Source organism: Streptomyces sp. NPDC020747 (genome assembly GCF_044334695.1).
Lineage (GTDB): Bacteria > Actinomycetota > Actinomycetes > Streptomycetales > Streptomycetaceae > Streptomyces.
On the sequence record NZ_JBIRTJ010000028.1, the window covers coordinates 16,083 to 34,288 of the forward strand.

An 18,206-nucleotide genomic window follows, 5' to 3' on the forward strand; every position below is an offset into this window, starting at 1 on the left:
TCGTCCTCCACCTGCCGTGACGTGCCGGACAGGGCCTAGGCGGGCGCGATGTTGTGGTTGAAGCGGAACACGTTGTCCGGGTCGTACCGCGCCTTCACCGCCGCCAGCCGACGGGTGTTATCGGCGCCAAGGCCCGCCTCCACCCGGTCCTCGCCCTCGTCGCCGATGAAGTTGAGGTAGACCGCGCCGGTGCTCCACGGCCGGACGTCGGCACGGACGTCCCGTACCCACTGGACGCAGCGTTCGTCGTCCGCGGGGTCCTCCCAGATGCCGAAGGGGTGCACGGCCCAGGGCGCGTCCCGGTACGGCACCGGGTACTCGCGGGGGCCGTCGGTGACCGCACCGCCCAGCGGGAACAGCACGTGCTGGGTTCCGGTGGGCACCGGCATCGTGTCCGCGCGGGCGCAGAAGACGTCCACCAGCTCGTCGGGCACGCCGGTCAGGTACTCCGCCGACCAGTAGTTCCGCATCCCCGGCGGATCGTCGATCATGCACTGGAGGTCCGCGTACGGGATCGCCGTGACCATCTCCACCTCGTGCGGCAGCGCCAGCAGGGGCTGGGCGGTCTTGCGCAGGTCGTCCTCGCTGCCCGCGTACGTCATGAGGGCCCCGCACAGCAGCGTGCCGACCAGGTGCTCGGGGACGAACTCCTCGGGCGGCCCGGTCAGGTAGAGCACGCCGCCGGCCGCCTCCACGGGCCCGGTCTCCATGATCTCGCGGAAGACGCGGGTCACCTCGGGCCCGGACTCGGGGCGGTAGAGCAGCATGGCCATCGCGAACTCGGGCAGTTCGTGCAGTTTGAGGGTCAGCGCGGTCGCGACGCCGAAATTCCCGCCGCCGCCGTGCAGGGCCCAGAACAGCTCGGGGTTCTCCTCGGCGCTCGCGTGGACCGTCGAGCCGTCGGCGGTCACCAGATCGACGCCGAGCAGGTTGTCGATCGCGAGCCCGAACTTCCGCTCCAGCCAGCCGCTTCCGCCGCCCAGCACGAATCCGCCGACCCCGGTGGTCGAGGCGCGGCCCCCGGTGGTCGCCAGGTGGTACGGCTCGGTGGCGCGGTCCATGTGGCTCATCGTCGCGCCGCCCTCGACGCGCACCGCCGCCGCTCCGGGGTGGACGGTCACCTCGTGCATCCGGCGCAGGTCGACGACCAGACCGCCGTCGTTCAGGGCCATGCCCGCCACGCTGTGACCGCCGCCGCGGACCGCGATCTTCAGATCCAGGTCCCGGGCGAACCGCACCGACCGGCCGACATCGGCCTCGTTCGCGCACTGCGCGATCACCGCCGGCCGCCGGTCGATCATCGCGTTGAAGACCGCCCGGGCCTCGTCGTACCCCGGATCCTCGGGGGTGATCACGTCACCGGCGAGATCGTCGCGGAGTGCGGCGAGCGCCGCGCCCGCCTTCGAGAGGTTCGAGAGGGAAGCCATGGCCGCCCCCCTTCCGGAGCAGGGGCATGTACGTCCTCCAGCCTAGGCGGGCACGGCGCATCGGTCGCGCCGAGCCCGCCGGCCGACCGGAGTGCGGCGGCCCCGGGCAGGCCGCCGTACTCGTGTCAGCCCCGTACCAGGGTCAGCCCCCGTACGCCCCGGAGGCCGTCAGCCGCAGTGCCGTGTCGATCAGCGGGACGTGGCTGAACGCCTGCGGGAAGTTGCCCACCTGGCGCTTCAGGCGCGGGTCCCACTCCTCCGCGAGGAGACCTAGGTCGTTGCGCAGGGCCAGCAGCTTCTCGAAGAGCTTGCGGGCCTCGTCCACGCGGCCGATCATCGCGAGGTCGTCCGCCATCCAGAACGAGCAGGCCAGGAACGCGCCCTCGTCGCCCGGCAGACCGTCGAGGTTCTCGTCGCCGCCCGAGGTCGGGTAGCGCAGGATGAAGCCGTCCGACGTGGACAGTTCGCGCTGGATGGCCTCGATCGTGCCGATCACGCGCTTGTCGTCCGGCGGCAGGAAACCCATCTGCGGGATCAGCAGCAGCGAGGCGTCCAGTTCCTTCGAGCCGTACGACTGCGTGAAGGTGTTGCGCTCCTTGTCGTAACCCTTCTCACACACGTCCCGGTGGATGTCGTCGCGCAGCTCGCGCCACTTCTCCAGCGGGCCGTCAGCGTCACCGGACTCGATGAGCTTGATCGTGCGGTCCACCGCGACCCAGGCCATGACCTTGGAGTGCACGAAGTGGCGGCGCGGACCGCGCACCTCCCAGATGCCCTCGTCGGGCTCGTCCCAGTGCTGCTCCAGGTAGCGGATCAGCTTCAACTGGAGCAGGGAGGCGTAGTCGTTGCGGGCCAGACCCGTCATATGGGCCAGGTGCAGGGCCTCGGTGACCTCGCCGTACACATCCAGCTGGAGCTGGTGGGCGGCGCCGTTGCCGACCCGGACGGGGCCCGAGTTCTCGTAGCCGGGCAGCCAGTCCAGCTCGGCCTCGCCCAACTCCCGTTCGCCCGCGATGCCGTACATGATCTGCAGGTTCTCCGGGTCGCCTGCGACCGCGCGCAGCAGCCACTCGCGCCAGGCACGGGCCTCGTCGCGGTAGCCGGTGCGCAGGAGGGAGGAGAGGGTGATGGCCGCGTCGCGCAGCCAGGTGTAGCGGTAGTCCCAGTTGCGTACGCCGCCGATGTCCTCCGGGAGGGAGGTGGTGGGCGCGGCGACGATGCCGCCCGTCGGCCCGTACGTCAGCGCCTTCAGCGTGATCAGCGAGCGGACCACGGCCTCGCGGTAGGGCCCGTGGTACGTGCACTGGTCCACCCACTCGCGCCAGAACTCCTCGGTGGCCTCCAGGGACGCCTCGGGCTCCGGCAGCGCGGGCGGCTGCTTGTGCGAGGGCTCCCAGGAGATCGTGAACGCGATCCGGTCACCCGGCGCGACCGTGAAGTCCGAGTACGTAGTGAGGGCCTTGCCGTAGGTCTCGCACTCGGTGTCGAACCACACCGAGTCGGGCCCGGCGACGGCCACCGTCCGGCCCTCGTGCTTGTGCACCCAGGGCACCACACGCCCGTACGAGAAACGCATCCGCAGTGCGGAGCGCATCGGGACGCGTCCGGTGACGCCCTCGACGATCCGGATCAGCTGCGGCGCGCCGTCACGCGGCGGCATGAAATCCGTCACGCGGACCGTGCCGCGTGACGTGTCCCACTCGGATTCCAGGATCAGCGAGTCGCCGCGATAGCGACGGCGGACCGCGGTCGGCGGTTCGGCGTCGGCGGCATGCGCCGGACCGAGCCGCCAGAATCCGTGTTCCTCCGTGCCGAGAAGTCCTGCGAAGACGGCGTGGGAGTCGAAGCGGGGGAGGCACAGCCAGTCCACCGTGCCGTCCCTGCAGACCAGCGCAGCTGTCTGCATGTCTCCGATAAGTGCGTAGTCTTCGATGCGCCCGGCCACGTGCAACTCCAGTCGAACGGCCACGTCGCCCCCCGAGGGGCGGTCGCTCTTTGCGGTCAAGGGAACGTATGTAAATCGTCGTCGCGCGACGTCAATTGTCGTGGTGATGTCGTAGCGAAACGAACTGACGAGCTCTCGAAGTTCCGGGCGACGGGCGTGGGTGGTGCCGTTTGCCGGCCTGACTCGGCAGCGATCGTCCGAGCAGGATACGACGCACGATGATGATCCGCGCGCCGCTCCCGACAACCCGTCTGAGCCGAACGAGTGAGCACGTGTGTGGTCCGTGTCGACCCGTGTGCAGAGCGTGGCCGGAAGCGGCCTCGCCGCGTCGCTGATACCCTGGTAGCCCGTGGACCGGTGGGCGCCCCGGCAGGAAAAGGGACCCCCGAACCGCAGCGACGGCACCTCCGGAAACCTCCGGGTCGGGCAGCCGTACCGCACTCCAGACCGCGACCACGGGAGCCCCCTCTTGGCCATGCCGCCCGCTGCTTTCCGAAGCAGCACAGCCACGACGACCAAGCACATCTTCGTCACCGGGGGTGTCGCCTCCTCCCTCGGCAAGGGCCTCACCGCCTCCAGCCTGGGCGCGCTGCTCAAGGCGCGGGGTCTGCGGGTCACCATGCAGAAGCTCGACCCGTATCTGAACGTCGACCCGGGCACCATGAACCCGTTCCAGCACGGTGAGGTGTTCGTCACCAACGACGGGGCCGAGACCGACCTGGACATCGGCCACTACGAGCGCTTCCTCGACGTCGACCTGGACGGCTCCGCCAACGTCACCACCGGGCAGGTCTACTCGACGGTCATCGCCAAGGAGCGGCGCGGCGAGTACCTCGGCGACACCGTGCAGGTCATCCCGCACATCACCAACGAGATCAAGCACCGCATCCGGCGCATGGCCACCGACGACGTGGACGTCGTCATCACCGAGGTCGGCGGCACGGTCGGCGACATCGAGTCGCAGCCGTTCCTGGAGACCGTCCGTCAGGTCCGTCACGAGGTCGGTCGCGACAACGTGTTCGTCGTCCACATCTCGCTCCTTCCGTACATCGGCCCCTCCGGGGAGCTGAAGACGAAGCCGACCCAGCATTCGGTTGCGGCTCTGCGCAGCATCGGTATCCAGCCAGACGCGATCGTGCTGCGCGCCGACCGCGAGGTGCCCACCGCGATCAAGCGCAAGATCTCCCTGATGTGCGACGTCGACGAGGCGGCCGTGGTCGCGGCCATCGACGCCAAGTCCATCTACGACATCCCGAAGGTCCTGCACACCGAGGGCCTCGACGCCTACGTCGTCCGCAAGCTGGACCTCCCGTTCCGTGACGTGGACTGGACGACCTGGGACGACCTGCTGGACCGTGTCCACCGCCCGGTCCACGAGATCAACATGGCGCTCGTCGGCAAGTACATCGACCTGCCCGACGCCTACCTTTCGGTCACCGAGGCCCTGCGCGCGGGCGGTTTCGCCAACAAGGCCCGGGTGAAGATCAAGTGGGTCACCTCGGACGACTGCAAGACCCCGGCGGGCGCCGCGAAGCAGCTCGGCGACGTGGACGCGATCTGCATCCCCGGCGGCTTCGGCGACCGCGGCGTGTCCGGCAAGGTCGGCGCCATCCAGTACGCCCGCGAGAACAGGATCCCGCTGCTCGGTCTCTGCCTCGGCCTGCAGTGCATCGTGATCGAGGCCGCGCGCAACCTCGCCGACATCCCGGACGCCAACTCCACCGAGTTCGACTCCGCGACCGGCCACCCGGTCATCTCCACCATGGCCGAGCAGCTCGACATCGTCGCGGGCGACGGCGACATGGGCGGCACGATGCGCCTGGGCATGTACCCCGCCAAGCTCGCCGAGGGCTCGATCGTGCGCGAGGTGTACGACGGCAAGGAGTACGTCGAGGAGCGTCACCGTCACCGCTACGAGGTGAACAACTCCTACCGTGCCGAGCTGGAGAAGAAGGCCGGCCTGCAGTTCTCCGGGACGTCCCCGGACGGCAAGCTCGTGGAGTACGTGGAGTACCCGCGGGACGTCCACCCCTACCTGGTCGCGACGCAGGCACACCCCGAGCTGCGCTCGCGTCCGACCCGGCCGCACCCGCTCTTCGCGGGCCTGGTCAAGGCCGCTGTGGAGCGCAAGACGGCCAAGTAGCACGCGGGTTGTACGGTTGCCGGGGTGCGCGTCTTTCGAGGCGTGTGCCCCGGTTTCTTTATCGCTTTCTGTATCGCTTCTGTTGGGCGTATTTCCGTTGGGCGCAGATTCGTGCGCGTGGGAGGACAAGTCGACATGACCATCAAGGACACCGCCGAGGAGTGGGAGGTCAGGGCGACCGAGACCCCGTTCGTGGGCAACAAGACCTCCGTGCGCACCGACGACGTGGTCATGCCCGACGGATCCGTCGCCCGCCGCGACTACCAGGTCCACCCGGGTTCGGTGGCCGTCCTCGCCCTCGACGACCAGGGCCGCGTCCTGGTCATCCGCCAGTACCGGCACCCCGTACGCCACAAGCTCTGGGAGATCCCGGCCGGGCTGCTCGACATCCCCGGCGAGAACCCGCTGCACGCCGGCCAGCGCGAGCTCTACGAAGAGGCCCACGTCAAGGCCGAGGACTGGCGCGTGCTCACCGACGTGTTCACCACGCCCGGCGGCTGCGACGAGGCCGTGCGCATCTTCCTCGCCCGCGATCTCTCCGAGGCCGAGGGCCAGCGCTTCGAGGTCGAGGACGAGGAGGCCGACATGGAGCTCTCCCGGGTCCCGGTCGACGAGCTCGTACGGGGCGTCCTCACCGGGGAACTGCACAACAACTGCCTGGTCGTGGGCGTGCTTTCACTGATCGCGGCGCGGAACGGCGACGGCCTGGACGCCCTGCGCCCGGCCGAGGCGCCGTGGCCCGCCCGCCCCTTCGAGGCGTGATCCACTCCGGTGTCCGCTTCGGCTCCCGCTCCGGAAGCCGTTCCTGAATCCGCTGCCGAGCCCGTTGCCCGAATCCATTCGGGCTCATGTGTGCGACCCGCCGGTGTGACGATCGCCTGATCCGATCGGGGGACGTGCCCGCCGCGCTCCGCACGGATCGTCGCAGAGCGTGAACTAGGCTCTGGAAACGCCCCGACCGGAGTCCCGGCGGGCTTGCGCGTGCAGTGGGACGGGAGTGTGCCCGTGACGGATCAGGCGGTGGACGCCGGCGACACGGCGGTGTCGGACGAGGAGCGGCGCCCGGCTGCCGAGCCTTCCCCCACGGAGAGTCAGTTCCTCGGCCGCACAAGAGAGTTGAAGGAACTGCGGGCCGACATCGAGCGGGCCGGTCTGGACACCCTCGCGGGCCGGAAAGCGCCACGCGCGCGCGTGCTGCTCATCGCGGGCAGGCCCGGATCGGGCAGGACCGCGCTCGCCGAGGAACTCGTACGGCAGGTCGCGGACAGTTACCCCGACGGCGTCCTGAGGGCCCGGCTCACCGAGCCCGACGGCACGCCCGTGGCGACCGAACGAACCGCCCGTGACCTGCTCACCGCTCTCGAACTGACCGCCCCGGCAGGGGCCGACGGGGACGAGCTCTCCGAGCGGCTGCGCGAGGGGCTCGCCACTCGCCGTGTACTGCTCCTGCTGGACGACGCGGCGGACGCCGAGCATGTCGACGTGCTTCTCCCGGAGACCCCCGACTGCCTCGTCGTGGCCGTCTCGGGCGGGCCCCTGACCGGGATCTCCGACGTCCGGCCCTGCACCCTCGGCGGCCTCGACACCAAGTCCGCCCTCGAACTCCTCGACCGGTACACCGGCTCGGTACGCATCACCGTCGACCCGCTGGCGGCCGAAGGGCTCGTGCAGATCTGCGCGTCCCAGCCCGCCGCGCTTGTCCTCGCCGGCGCCTGGCTGGCCCACCGGCCCAAGGCGGCCGTGGCCGACCTGGCCAAGCAACTGCGCACCGAGGGTGACGAAGGCCGCCTTCTCGACGTCCTCGAACGCGTCTTCCGCCTCTCGTACGCGGCCCTGCCCTCGGCCGCCGCGCGGATACTGCGACTGCTCTCGCTCGCCCCCGCGGGCCTGGTGGACCCGCACACCGCGTCCGCGCTGGCCGGCTGTTCGGTCGGCGCCGCCCGCACCACCCTGGACGACTTCACCAAGCTCGGCCTCGTACGGTCCGTCGAGTCGCCCCTGCCGCAGTACGAGGTGCCGGGCTGCCTGCTGCCGCTGCTGCGCTCGCTCACCGAGACCCAGGACCGCCCGGCCGAGATCCAACTGGCCCGTGCCCGGATGCTGGAGCGGACGGTACGGCTGCTGGTGTCCTGCCGTGCGATCACCGAGACCGACAGCTCCCCGGCCCGCGAGAAGCTCGCCGGGATGCCCCGCGCGCTGCGCTTCCCGAACCCCCGCGCGGCCGCCGACTGGCTGCGCATCCGGCAGCCCGCGCTGCTCGCGGCGGCCCGGCTCGCGGTCGCCGACGGAGAGCTGGACACACTGGCCCGCCGCCTGATGGCCGCCCTGGTCAGAGCGATGGTCGCGCACTTCGGTACGCAGGCGGCGGCGCCCGAGCTGTACGGCATCCACCGGCTCGTCCTGGACGTGGCCGAGCGCCGGGACCTGCCCCGCGAGAAGGCCGCCGCGCTGCTGAACCTCGCCGACCTGGACGCGCAGACCGGCCGTACGACCAGTGCGCTGGCCCGCTACCGGGCCGCTCTGGACGCCGGACGCGAGGCGAACGACCCGTACGCGACCGGCCGCGCGATGGAATCCGTAGGCGGCGCGCACCAGGAGCTCGGGGACCACGACCGGGCCGCCGACTGGTTCGGGCGCGCTCTCGCCCAGCGGCTCGCGCGCGACGAGCGCGAGGACGTGGCCCGGCTGCACGGACGCATCGCCACCGCGCACACCTACGCGGGCCGCTACGGCGAGGCGCTGCGCAACTGGCGCTCGGCGATCACCGGCTACCGCAAGAGCGGCGATGTGGCCGGTCAGGCAAGGGCGTTGAGCGAGCTGGGGCGGGTGCAGGAGTACGCAGGCCGGCCCGAGGAGTCCCTCGTCACCTGCCAGGAGGCGGTCGAGTGGGCCCGCCGGGCCGAGGACGACCGTCTGCAGGCCGCGCTGCACCTCCGGCTCGCCGACACGCTGGACCGGCTGGGGGACCCCGCGGCCGCCCGGCTGCACCGCGGTGCGGCCGAGCGAATGCTGGGTGACGAGCTCCCAGAGGACGCATCAACCAGGGAACACGACGCTAACGCCTGCGAAATCCGTAGTACATCTGAAGAAGATTGATGCATTGAAAGGCTAGACAGAGGGAATCCCTTCATTAGACTGGCTCCGCCGCGTCTTTTCGTGGTGTCTCCCGGTGTGCTCCCGTGCGTACCGGTATGTCGGGCCATGTCCTGGCATGCGTTGAGTGACCCCAGACCCCTTCTGAGCCAAGGACCGTGATCGACGTGAAGGTCGGCATCCCCCGCGAGGTCAAGAACAACGAGTTCCGGGTGGCCATCACCCCCGCCGGCGTGCACGAGCTGGTGCGCCACGGCCACCAGGTCCTCATCGAGCAGAACGCCGGAGTCGGCTCGTCGATCCCGGACGCGGAGTACGTCGCGGCCGGTGCGCGGATCGTCGCCACCGCCGACGAGGTCTGGGCCACCGCCGACCTGTTGCTCAAGGTCAAGGAGCCCATCGCCGAGGAGTACCACCGCCTCCGCAAGGACCAGACGCTCTTCACCTACCTGCACCTGGCCGCGTCCAAGGAGTGCACGGACGCGCTCGTCGAGTCCGGCACCACGGCGATCGCCTACGAGACGGTCGAACTGCCCGGGCGCGCCCTGCCGCTGCTCGCCCCGATGTCGGAGGTCGCGGGCCGGCTGGCTCCGCAGGTCGGCGCTTACCACCTGATGCGCTCGGTCGGCGGCCGCGGTGTGCTCCCCGGTGGCGTCCCCGGCACGCAGCCCGCGCGGGCCGTCGTCATCGGCGGCGGTGTCTCCGGCTGGAACGCCACGCAGATCGCCGTCGGCATGGGGTTCCATGTCACGCTGCTCGACCGCGACATCAACAAGCTCCGCGAGGCCGACAAGGTCTTCGGCACCAAGGTCCGGGCGATCATGTCCAACTCCTTCGAGCTGGAGAAGGCCGTTCTGGAGGCCGACCTCGTCATCGGTGCCGTGCTCATCCCGGGCGCCAAGGCCCCGAAGCTGGTCACCAACGAGCTCGTGTCGCGAATGAAGCCCGGAAGTGTTCTTGTCGACATCGCCATCGACCAGGGCGGCTGCTTCGAGGACTCCCGTCCGACGACTCACGCGGAGCCGACCTTCCCGGTGCACGGCTCGGTCTTCTACTGCGTCGCCAACATGCCGGGCGCCGTGCCCAACACGTCGACTTATGCCCTCACGAACGCCACGCTGCCCTACATCGTGGAATTGGCGGACCGCGGCTGGGTCGAGGCGCTGCGCCGTGACCCCGCGCTCGCGAGGGGTCTCAACGCCCATGACGGCAAGGTCGTTTACCGCGAGGTCGCGGAGGCGCACGGCCTGGAGCACGTCGAGCTGGACACCCTGCTCGGCTGACGATACGACCGATCTGCCCCGACCCGTCGGCCGATCTATCCACCGACAAAAGGCGATACGTCAACACAGGTCGTCAACATCGCGCTTACGGCCGGACCTTGCCCCACAAGGCCCGGCCGGATGTGTGTCGAGTCACTTTGCGAGACTCGTTCAACTCGCCTCGAACGTAACCCTTGAACCGTTTCGCACACCCCTGAAACCTGCCGTGCGACGCCCTTACGCCCTTGACAGAGGGGTGTTCCGTTGCCGACACATCGGGCCGGGTCCGGCGGATTGTGTTGCTGCGGAGCGGTGACACGCCATAGAGTCGCCAACCGTCGGCATGGTGCCACGCTGACCTATCTAGAAGTTTCCTGGTCACCAAGGAGGTAAGACGACTTGTGAATGAGTCGACATTTACTCCCGGGGGTGGTCAACCAGGAATGCCTGCGCAGGGCTCAAGGCCCACGGGGCTCGAGGCTGTCGGCTCCGTTGCTGTGCGCACCTTCGCAGCCCACCAGAGTCTCCACCCCTCGCGGACGACTCAGCCCGCACACCAGAGCATGGATGGCCATCACGTGAACGCCATGGCCGGCAACGGAAGTGGCGAGAACCGCACCCACTTCGCCGACTACGACGACCTGCCCGAGGGGCACTTCTACGACCCCGACGCCGAGTACGAGCCAGATCCGGAGTACGCGGCCACGCTCGCGCCCGACGCGGCACGCCAGCGCCGTGAGCGCATCGGCCCGACCGGGCGCCCGCTGCCGTACTTCCCGATCCCGGGCCCGCTGACCGATCACGGCCCCGCGAAGATCATCGCCATGTGCAACCAGAAGGGCGGCGTCGGCAAGACGACGTCGACCATCAACCTGGGCGCGGCACTCGCGGAGTACGGACGCCGGGTCCTGCTCGTCGACTTCGACCCGCAGGGCGCGCTGTCCGTGGGCCTCGGCGTCAACCCGATGGAGCTCGACCTCACCGTCTACAACCTGCTCATGGAGCGGGGCATGGCGGCCGACGAGGTGCTCCTGAAGACAGCGGTTCCGAACATGGACCTGCTGCCCAGCAACATCGACCTGTCGGCCGCCGAGGTCCAGTTGGTGTCCGAGGTCGCGCGCGAGTCCACGCTGCAGCGGGCCCTGAAGCCGCTGATGGCCGACTACGACTACATCGTGATCGACTGTCAGCCCTCGCTCGGTCTGCTCACCGTCAACGCCCTGACGGCGGCGCACAAGGTGATCGTGCCGCTCGAGTGCGAGTTCTTCGCCCTCCGTGGTGTCGCGCTGCTCACCGAGACGATCGAGAAGGTCCAGGAGCGGCTCAACCCCGAGCTGGAGCTCGACGGGATCCTCGCCACGATGTACGACTCGCGGACCGTGCACAGCCGTGAGGTGCTCGCGCGCGTGGTCGAGGCGTTCGACGATCACGTCTACCACACGGTGATCGGCCGGACCGTCCGCTTCCCGGAGACCACGGTCGCCGGTGAGCCGATCACGACGTACGCCTCCAACTCCGTCGGCGCCGCCGCCTATCGCCAGCTCGCCAGGGAGGTGCTCGCCCGGTGTCACGCCGAGTGAGTCTGCCGGGGGCCGACGAACTGTTCCGTACGACCGGGGGAATGGCGCTCCAGGCGTCCAGCCCCAGGCGGCAGGCCAACGGCGAGGCCCGGGTACCGGCTCCGGCGGGCGAGAGCGACGCCGCTGCCGCCGGGGAGGACGGCCCACAGTCGGTACCCGTGCGGGGCGGCGACGGCGAGGGCGACGAACATGTCGCCGCCGACGCCGAGTCCTCCGACGGTGAGTCCCGCAGTCGGGGCGCCGCCGGGGACGGTTCCGGGCGGCGTCAGGGGGTGCAGGAAGGTTCTGCCGGGCCCTCCGGGGGCGCGCAGTCCCGCAAGCGCGGGCGCGGCTCCGGGCGGCGCCCCAGCGGGCGTGAGCGGCACGACGAGAAGATCACGGTGTACGTGTCCGCCGAGGAGCTCATGGATCTGGAGCACGCCCGGCTGGTGCTCCGCGGCGAGCACGGGCTGGCCGTCGATCGTGGGCGGATCGTGCGGGAGGCTGTCGCCGTGGTGCTCGCGGATCTCGAATCCCGTGGGGACGCGAGCATCCTCGTACGACGTTTGCGCGGGCGGTAGCGGTAGCCTGCGACGGCTATGACCTCGAACGACGTCCCTGCCACGGCCTCCGGCGGTTCCGGTGGCCGTCGGCGTGTGCTGGGGCGGGGGCCTGGGGGTGCCGCCCCGCCTGAGCCTCCGGCTCAGGTCTTGCCGCTTGAGGCGGAGGGCCCGTCCGTGGTTGAGGACGGTACTTCGGCTGCGGCGGAGCCTGACGGCGAGCCCGAAGCCGTCCGCCCCGAAGAACGGCCCGAGGCCGTCGAGCCCGAAGAGCCGCCCGCTCCCGTCGAGGCCGACGAACCCGGTGACGGGGTCTTCAAAGTTCGGCTTGCCAACTTTGAAGGGCCGTTCGATCTGCTGCTTCAGTTGATCTCGAAGCACAAGATGGATGTCACCGAAGTCGCGCTCTCCAAGGTCACCGATGAGTTCATGGTGCACATCAGGGCGATGGGCCCGGACTGGGATCTTGATCAGACGACCGAGTTCCTGGTCGTCGCGGCGACGCTGCTCGATCTGAAGGCCGCCCGGCTGCTGCCGTCCGCCGAGGTCGAGGACGAGGCGGATCTGGCGCTGCTGGAGGCCCGGGACCTGCTCTTCGCGCGGCTGCTGCAGTACCGGGCGTACAAACAGATCGCCGAGATCTTCAACCGGCGCCTCGACGAGGAGGCACGCCGCTACCCCCGTACCGTCGGGCTGGAGGCGCACCACGCCGAGCTGCTGCCCGAGGTCGTCATCAGCATCGGGGCGGAAGGATTCGCCAGGCTCGCCGTGAAGGCGATGCAGCCCAAACCGAAGCCTCAGGTGTACGTCGACCACATCCACGCGCCGCTCGTGAGCGTGCAGGAGCAGGCCGCGATCGTGGTGGCCCGGCTGCGGGAACTCGGAGAGGCCAGTTTCCGCTCGCTCGTCGAGGACACCGACGACACCCTCACCGTCGTGGCGCGTTTCCTGGCCCTTCTGGAGCTCTATCGGGAGAAGGCGGTCTCCCTGGACCAGGAGGAGGCTCTGGGGGACCTGGTGGTGCGCTGGACGGGCGGGGACGGGGATGCGCAGCCGACGGTGACGGACGAGTTCGACAGGCCGCCGGAACCGGTCAAGGAGGAGAAGGCGTGAGCGAGGACACCACCGAGGCCCCGGCGGGCCCGCCCGGCGTCGCCGATCTCGACCTCAGGCCCGCCCTGGAGGCCGTACTCATGGTCGTGGACGAGCCCGCGACCGTGGAGCACCTGGCGAAGATCCTGGAGCGGCCGAAGCGGAAGATCGCGGACGCGCTGCGGGCACTGGCCGACGAGTACACAGTCCAGGGACGCGGCTTCGAGCTGCGGCTCATCGCCGGCGGCTGGCGTTTCTACAGCCGTCCCGAGTACGCGGCGGCCGTCGAGCGCTTCGTCCTCGACGGCCAGCAGGCCCGGCTCACCCAGGCCGCGCTGGAGACCCTGGCGGTCGTCGCGTACCGGCAGCCGGTCAGCCGCAGCAGGGTCTCGGCGGTCCGCGGAGTCAACTGCGACGGCGTGATGCGCACCCTCCTGCAGAGGGGTCTGGTCGAGGAGGCGGGCGCGGAACCCGAAACAGGTGCGATCCTGTACAGGACGACGAACTACTTCCTGGAGCGAATGGGCCTGCGCGGCCTGGACGAGCTCCCGGAGCTCGCGCCCTTCCTTCCGGAGGCGGACGCGATCGAAGCAGAGACGCTGGAAGGGGTCCCGTCGTTCGATCCGGACGCACCGGATGCAGATGCAGACGACACGACGACGACGGAACTTTGATGCGAAGCAGTGGCAGTGGCAGCGGCAGGAACAGCGGCGGGCGCGGCAACCCCCGCGGGACCGGTGGGGGCGGTGGCTCTCGCGGCTCCGGTGGCGGAGGCGGTAACCCCCGCGGCTCCGGCGGTGGTGGCGGCAATCCCCGCGGCTCCGGCGGTGGTGGCGGTAACCCCCGCGGCTCCGGAGGCGGAGGTCCTCGTACCTCTGGCAGCGGAGGCAACTTCCGGGGGACCGGTGGGAGCGGCTCCCAGCAGAACAGCGCGGGAGGGCGCGACGACAGGCCGAAGCGCGCGGGCAACCCCCGCCCGGAGGAGCGCCGTTACGACGTAGGCCCCGGCGCGACCCACGAGGGCCCGAAGTCGGGGCGCGGCAGCGCGGCCCGCGGCGGCGCCAAGGGCGGTCCCAAGCAGGGCCAGCAGCGCGGCGGCCGTACGGAGAACGCGCGCTCCCGTGAGTACGAGACGCGTACCGAGGAGCGCAACCGCGACCGGTACGCGGGCAGGCCCGAGGTCAAGACGCCCAAGACCTTCCCGGGCGCCGAGCAGGAGGGCGAGCGCCTGCAGAAGGTGCTCGCGCGCGCGGGCTACGGTTCGCGGCGTTCCTGCGAGGAACTGGTCGAGCAGGCCCGGGTCGAGGTCAACGGCGAGATCGTCCTGGAACAGGGCATGCGCGTCGACCCGGAGAACGACGAGATCAGGGTCGACGGGCTGACGGTCGCCACGCAGTCGTACCAGTTCTTCGTGCTCAACAAGCCCGCGGGTGTCGTGTCCACCATGGAGGACAACGAGGGCCGTCAGTGCCTCGGCGACTACGTGACGAACCGTGAGACGCGGCTCTTCCACGTGGGACGGCTCGACACCGAGACCGAGGGCATCATCCTGCTCACCAACCACGGCGAGCTGGCACACCGCCTCACGCACCCCAAGTACGGCGTGAAGAAGGTCTATCTGGCGCACATCGTGGGCCCGATCCCGCGCGACCTGGGCAAGCAGCTCAAGGACGGCATCCAGCTGGAGGACGGGTACGCGAAGGCGGACCACTTCAGGGTCGTCGAGCAGACCGGCAAGAACTACCTCGTAGAGGTGACTCTCCACGAGGGCCGCAAGCACATCGTGCGGCGCATGCTCGCCGAGGCGGGCTTCCCGGTCGACAAGCTCGTGCGCGTGTCCTTCGGACCGATCGCCCTGGGCGACCAGAAGTCGGGCTGGCTGCGGCGGCTGTCGAACACCGAGGTCGGGATGCTGATGCAGGAAGTCGGCCTCTAGGCGTCAACCCAGGCATTCAAGGGGCCTCTGAAGAACCTGCAGAGGGATCTGCAGAGGACCTGCAGAGAAAATCGTCTCCTCCGTAGAGACGTGTTTTGTACGGCATCGGCCGGTTCCGGGACTTCCCGGGGCCGGCCGATGTGCGTTCGGGGGTTGTGGCGGCCCGTCGCGCTATTTATAGTCGTACTGACCATTAAGGGGCGCCCTCGCCGGGCGCGGCCCGATGGAGCAGGGCCCACGGGGGTGGTCCCGGTCCGGGGGGGCTTCGCCCGGCGAGGTGCAGGACGGCCGTGAAGGCCATGAGGAGGGGGCAATGGAGGGCTACGACAAATACGCCTTCGAACCCTTCGCCGTCACCGTGGATCTCGCGGTGTTCACGGTCCGGGCGGGCGGGCTCCAGGTGCTGCTGATCGAGCGCGGACAGGAGCCGTACACGGGCCACTGGGCGCTGCCTGGAGGCTTCGTGCTGCCCGAGGAGTCCGCCGGGACGGCCGCCCGGCGTGAACTCGCCGAGGAGACCGGCCTGTCGGACGTCTCCGGGCTGCATCTGGAGCAACTGCGCACCTACAGCGAGCCGGACCGCGATCCCCGGATGCGGGTCGTCTCCGTGGCGTACACCGCACTGCTGCCGGACCCTCCCGAGCCGCGCGGCGGCGGCGACGCGGCGAGCGCGCGCTGGCTGGCGCACGACGGGCTCGGACCGCTCGCCTTCGACCACGACCGGATCCTCGCCGACGCTCACGACCGGGTCGGCGCCAAGCTCGAATACACCTGCATGGCAACGGCGTTCTGCCCGCCTGAGTTCACACTCGGGGAACTCCAGCAGGTCTACGAGACCGTGTGGGGGACCGTCCTCGACCGGCCGAACTTCCGGCGCAAGGTTCTCGCCACGCCCGGGTTCGTCGAGCAGATCCCCGGCGCGGCCCGGCTGACCGGAGGCCGGGGGAAGCCTGCCGCGCTGTACCGCGCGGGCGACGCCACCGCACTGCATCCGCCGCTGCTGCGACCGGCATCGGCACCGGCATCGGCATCGGCGCCCTCGCGACCACCGTCCCCATCCCCATCCCCATCCCCATCCCCATCCCCGTCTCCGTCTTCGAATCCGTCTCCGGAAGGACGATCCTCATGACCACGACCGTCAGGAAGCACGCCGCCACCGGGGCGTTGGTCGGACTCGCCCTCGGGGACGCGCTCGGCTTCCCGACCGAGTTCAACGACGTGCCGTCGATCCTCGCCAAGTGCGGGCCCTGGCGGGAGATGGAACTGCCCACCCCCGCGTACGTCACGGACGACACGCAGATGACGCTGGCGCTGGGGCGGGGGCTGCGGACGGCCATGGACCGGGGGCTGCTGGGACCCAAGCGGCTGGAGCGGCCGGTACGCGAGGAGTTCGTGGACTGGTTCCAGTCGCCGGAGAACAACCGAGCACCCGGACGTACGTGCCTGGTCGCCTGCGAGAAGCTGAAGCGCGAGGGCCTGCCCTGGCAGGACGCCAGCCAGATCCACTCCAAGGGCTGCGGTGCCAACATGCGTGTCGCGCCCCTCGGTCTCATCTCCGGGCTCAGTGACGAACAGCGCGCGGGCGCCGCCCAGTTGCAGGCCGCGCTCACCCACGGGCATCCGACGGCGCTCGCCGCGTCCGACCTCACCGCGCACGCGGTGCGCCTGCTCGCGCAGGGCGCCGAGCCGACCGGACTGGTCGGCCTGCTGCGCTCGTACGCGTACGAGAACCGCACGCGCTACAACGAGCGTTGGCTCGGCGACCTGTGGACGCGTTCCCAGGACCCGACGCCGACGCACTTCATCTCGCGCGGCTGGGACGAGTGCCTGGAGGTCCTGGAGCGGCTTCAGCAGGCCCTGCGGTCGCCGTCGCCCGAGACGGACCCCTGTCTGGCCACGGGGGCCGGGTGGATCGCCGAGGAGGCCCTCGCCACCGGCCTGCTGTGCTTCCTGCTCTTCGTGGACGAGCCGGTGACGGCCCTGCGCCGGGCCGCCTGCACCTCGGGGGACTCGGACTCGATCGCCTGCCTCGCCGGCGCCTTCGCGGGGGCTTACCTCGGTGCCGACGCATGGCCTACGGAGTGGGCCGACAGGATCGAGTACCAGGGGGACCTGATGGCGTTGGGGGCGCTCTGGGACGACTGACCCGCTGCCTCAGGTGACGCTGATCGAGTCGCCCGTGACCGTGATCTGCTTCGCGGGGAGCGGCTTCTGGGCCGGGCCCTTGGCCACCGCGCCGTCGGCGATGCGGAACTCGCTGCCGTGGCAGGTGCAGTTGATCGTGCCGTCCGAGACGTTGGCGACGATGCAGCCCTGGTGGGTGCAGACCGCGGAGAAAGCCTTGAAGCCGCCCTTCTCGGGCTGGGTGACGACGACCTTCTCGTCCTTGAAGATCTTGCCGCCGCCGACCGGGATGTCGCCGGTCTTGGTCAGTGCCTCACCGGCGGGCGCCTCGCCCCCGGTTCCGCTCTCCGCGGGGGCGACGGAGGACGCCTCCTCCTCACTGCCTCCGCCGTTCTCGTCCCCGTACTTGCTGCAGCCGACGACCAATGCGGCCGCGCCCGTCGCAAGGACCGCGCGCCGCGTGGAGGGATGGGTCATGTCGTCACTCCGAAGGTGCGGAAGAACCAGAGGGCGGAGGTCAGCCAGACCACCGTCAGGGCCGAGAAGACGAGTCCGCCGACGATGGGCAGCACCCAGCCGGGCAGACGCTCCGAGCGGAGCAGCAGCATCTTGGCACTGAATGCACCGAAGAAGAAGCAACCCAGGACGGAGTGCCACAAAACGCGCGGTTCGTACGTCTGATAGCCCAAAGCGTAGAGACAGTGCACAGCGACCGGAACCGCCACAAGGAACGCAATTCGCCCGGACCAGCGGTGCAGTACGCCCGACCAGCTCGGGCCCGGGATGCGCCCGTACAGCATGAGCGCCGACACGAGCTGCACCACCGCGAAGCCCATCGCGGCCGTGGCGAGCCACGACTTGACCGCGCTCGTGCTGCTGAAGCCCGCGAGGTTGAAGGCGGTGCCCTCCGGGTCGTGCACGTTGCCGTAGACGCCGAGGCCGACCGCGACCGCGCCCGCGACCAGGGCCGGTACGAGATAGGTGGCGGCTCCCGGGCGGCGGGAGGCGGGGCCGGGCGGCGGAAAGTTCTGGGTGGCGGCGTTCGGGTCCACGGTCATGGTCGGC

Annotated in this window: 15 protein-coding genes; 11 read left to right on the forward strand and 4 right to left on the reverse strand. The window is 70.1% G+C overall.

Going from position 1 to position 18,206, the window contains the following annotated elements:
• Nucleotides 1-35: 35 nt before the first annotated feature.
• Both ACH4YP_RS45220 and ACH4YP_RS45225 read right to left on the reverse strand, forming a co-directional pair.
• The gene (locus ACH4YP_RS45220; RefSeq protein WP_361067571.1) at nt 36-1,427 is read right to left on the reverse strand and encodes an FAD-binding oxidoreductase; all 1,392 of its coding nucleotides are present in this window, start codon (nt 1,425-1,427) and stop codon (nt 36-38) included.
• 142 nt (nt 1,428-1,569) lie between these two features.
• Complete coding sequence (locus tag ACH4YP_RS45225; RefSeq protein WP_361067626.1) at nt 1,570-3,372, reverse strand: glycoside hydrolase family 15 protein; 1,803 nt, start codon at nt 3,370-3,372, stop codon at nt 1,570-1,572.
• Nucleotides 3,373-3,847: 475 nt separating this feature from the next.
• Between ACH4YP_RS45225 and ACH4YP_RS45230 the strand changes: the two genes are divergently transcribed.
• The 11 genes from ACH4YP_RS45230 to ACH4YP_RS45280 all read left to right on the forward strand — a co-directional run bounded on the left by ACH4YP_RS45230 (nt 3,848) and on the right by ACH4YP_RS45280 (nt 17,162).
• Nucleotides 3,848-5,515: a CTP synthase gene (locus ACH4YP_RS45230; RefSeq protein WP_359726353.1), complete on the forward strand. Its 1,668-nt coding sequence runs from the start codon at nt 3,848-3,850 to the stop codon at nt 5,513-5,515.
• Nucleotides 5,516-5,650: 135 nt separating this feature from the next.
• Nucleotides 5,651-6,277, forward strand: a complete 627-nt coding sequence (locus ACH4YP_RS45235; RefSeq protein ID WP_398497234.1) for an NUDIX domain-containing protein — start codon at nt 5,651-5,653, stop codon at nt 6,275-6,277.
• Nucleotides 6,278-6,520: 243 nt separating this feature from the next.
• Complete coding sequence (locus ACH4YP_RS45240; protein WP_361067577.1) at nt 6,521-8,611, forward strand: tetratricopeptide repeat protein; 2,091 nt, start codon at nt 6,521-6,523, stop codon at nt 8,609-8,611.
• Nucleotides 8,612-8,766: 155 nt separating this feature from the next.
• On the forward strand, nt 8,767-9,891 hold the full coding sequence (gene ald / locus ACH4YP_RS45245; protein WP_398497236.1) for an alanine dehydrogenase: 1,125 nt from the start codon (nt 8,767-8,769) through the stop codon (nt 9,889-9,891).
• Between the two features lie 422 nt (nt 9,892-10,313).
• Nucleotides 10,314-11,450, forward strand: coding sequence for a ParA family protein (locus tag ACH4YP_RS45250; protein ID WP_143635976.1), 1,137 nt, complete (start codon nt 10,314-10,316; stop codon nt 11,448-11,450).
• Entirely contained in the window at nt 11,435-12,010 is a 576-nt protein-coding gene (locus tag ACH4YP_RS45255) for a hypothetical protein (protein ID WP_398497238.1), read from the forward strand. The genes ACH4YP_RS45250 and ACH4YP_RS45255 overlap by 16 nt, the downstream gene beginning before the upstream one ends.
• Nucleotides 12,011-12,028: 18 nt before the next feature.
• Nucleotides 12,029-13,102 carry a segregation and condensation protein A gene (locus ACH4YP_RS45260; RefSeq protein ID WP_398497240.1) on the forward strand — a complete coding sequence of 358 codons (1,074 nt, stop codon included), beginning with the start codon at nt 12,029-12,031 and terminating at the stop codon, nt 13,100-13,102.
• Nucleotides 13,099-13,755 carry an SMC-Scp complex subunit ScpB gene (scpB, locus tag ACH4YP_RS45265; RefSeq protein ID WP_398497242.1) on the forward strand — a complete coding sequence of 219 codons (657 nt, stop codon included), beginning with the start codon at nt 13,099-13,101 and terminating at the stop codon, nt 13,753-13,755. Before ACH4YP_RS45260 ends, scpB begins: the two co-directional genes overlap by 4 nt.
• Nucleotides 13,755-15,017, forward strand: a complete 1,263-nt coding sequence (locus ACH4YP_RS45270; RefSeq protein WP_361067590.1) for a pseudouridine synthase — start codon at nt 13,755-13,757, stop codon at nt 15,015-15,017. The genes scpB and ACH4YP_RS45270 overlap by 1 nt, the downstream gene beginning before the upstream one ends.
• A 313-nt stretch (nt 15,018-15,330) precedes the next feature.
• Nucleotides 15,331-16,146, forward strand: coding sequence for an NUDIX hydrolase (locus tag ACH4YP_RS45275; RefSeq protein ID WP_398497244.1), 816 nt, complete (start codon nt 15,331-15,333; stop codon nt 16,144-16,146).
• Nucleotides 16,143-17,162, forward strand: coding sequence for an ADP-ribosylglycohydrolase family protein (locus ACH4YP_RS45280; RefSeq protein WP_361067596.1), 1,020 nt, complete (start codon nt 16,143-16,145; stop codon nt 17,160-17,162). Before ACH4YP_RS45275 ends, ACH4YP_RS45280 begins: the two co-directional genes overlap by 4 nt.
• 9 nt (nt 17,163-17,171) lie before the next feature.
• On the opposite strand, the gene ACH4YP_RS45285 is transcribed toward ACH4YP_RS45280, so the two are convergent.
• Nucleotides 17,172-17,618 (reverse strand): Rieske (2Fe-2S) protein, encoded by a 447-nt coding sequence (locus ACH4YP_RS45285; protein ID WP_361067599.1) that lies wholly within the window; start codon nt 17,616-17,618, stop codon nt 17,172-17,174.
• Complete coding sequence (locus tag ACH4YP_RS45290) at nt 17,615-18,199, reverse strand: DUF6529 family protein (RefSeq protein ID WP_361067602.1); 585 nt, start codon at nt 18,197-18,199, stop codon at nt 17,615-17,617. Before ACH4YP_RS45290 ends, ACH4YP_RS45285 begins: the two co-directional genes overlap by 4 nt.
• Between the last annotated feature and the right edge of the window lie 7 nt (nt 18,200-18,206).

Coding starts and splice junctions, on each gene's coding strand:
- ACH4YP_RS45220 (WP_361067571.1), bottom strand. CDS start 1,427: ATGGCTTCCCTCTCGAACCTCTCGAAGGCGGGCGCGGCGCTCGCCGCA.
- ACH4YP_RS45230 (WP_359726353.1), top strand. CDS start 3,848: ATGCCGCCCGCTGCTTTCCGAAGCAGCACAGCCACGACGACCAAGCAC.
- ACH4YP_RS45235 (WP_398497234.1), top strand. CDS start 5,651: ATGACCATCAAGGACACCGCCGAGGAGTGGGAGGTCAGGGCGACCGAG.
- ACH4YP_RS45250 (WP_143635976.1), top strand. CDS start 10,314: ATGCCTGCGCAGGGCTCAAGGCCCACGGGGCTCGAGGCTGTCGGCTCC.
- ACH4YP_RS45260 (WP_398497240.1), top strand. CDS start 12,029: ATGACCTCGAACGACGTCCCTGCCACGGCCTCCGGCGGTTCCGGTGGC.
- ACH4YP_RS45270 (WP_361067590.1), top strand. CDS start 13,755: ATGCGAAGCAGTGGCAGTGGCAGCGGCAGGAACAGCGGCGGGCGCGGC.
- ACH4YP_RS45275 (WP_398497244.1), top strand. CDS start 15,331: ATGGAGGGCTACGACAAATACGCCTTCGAACCCTTCGCCGTCACCGTG.
- ACH4YP_RS45280 (WP_361067596.1), top strand. CDS start 16,143: ATGACCACGACCGTCAGGAAGCACGCCGCCACCGGGGCGTTGGTCGGA.
- ACH4YP_RS45285 (WP_361067599.1), bottom strand. CDS start 17,618: ATGACCCATCCCTCCACGCGGCGCGCGGTCCTTGCGACGGGCGCGGCC.
- ACH4YP_RS45290 (WP_361067602.1), bottom strand. CDS start 18,199: ATGACCGTGGACCCGAACGCCGCCACCCAGAACTTTCCGCCGCCCGGC.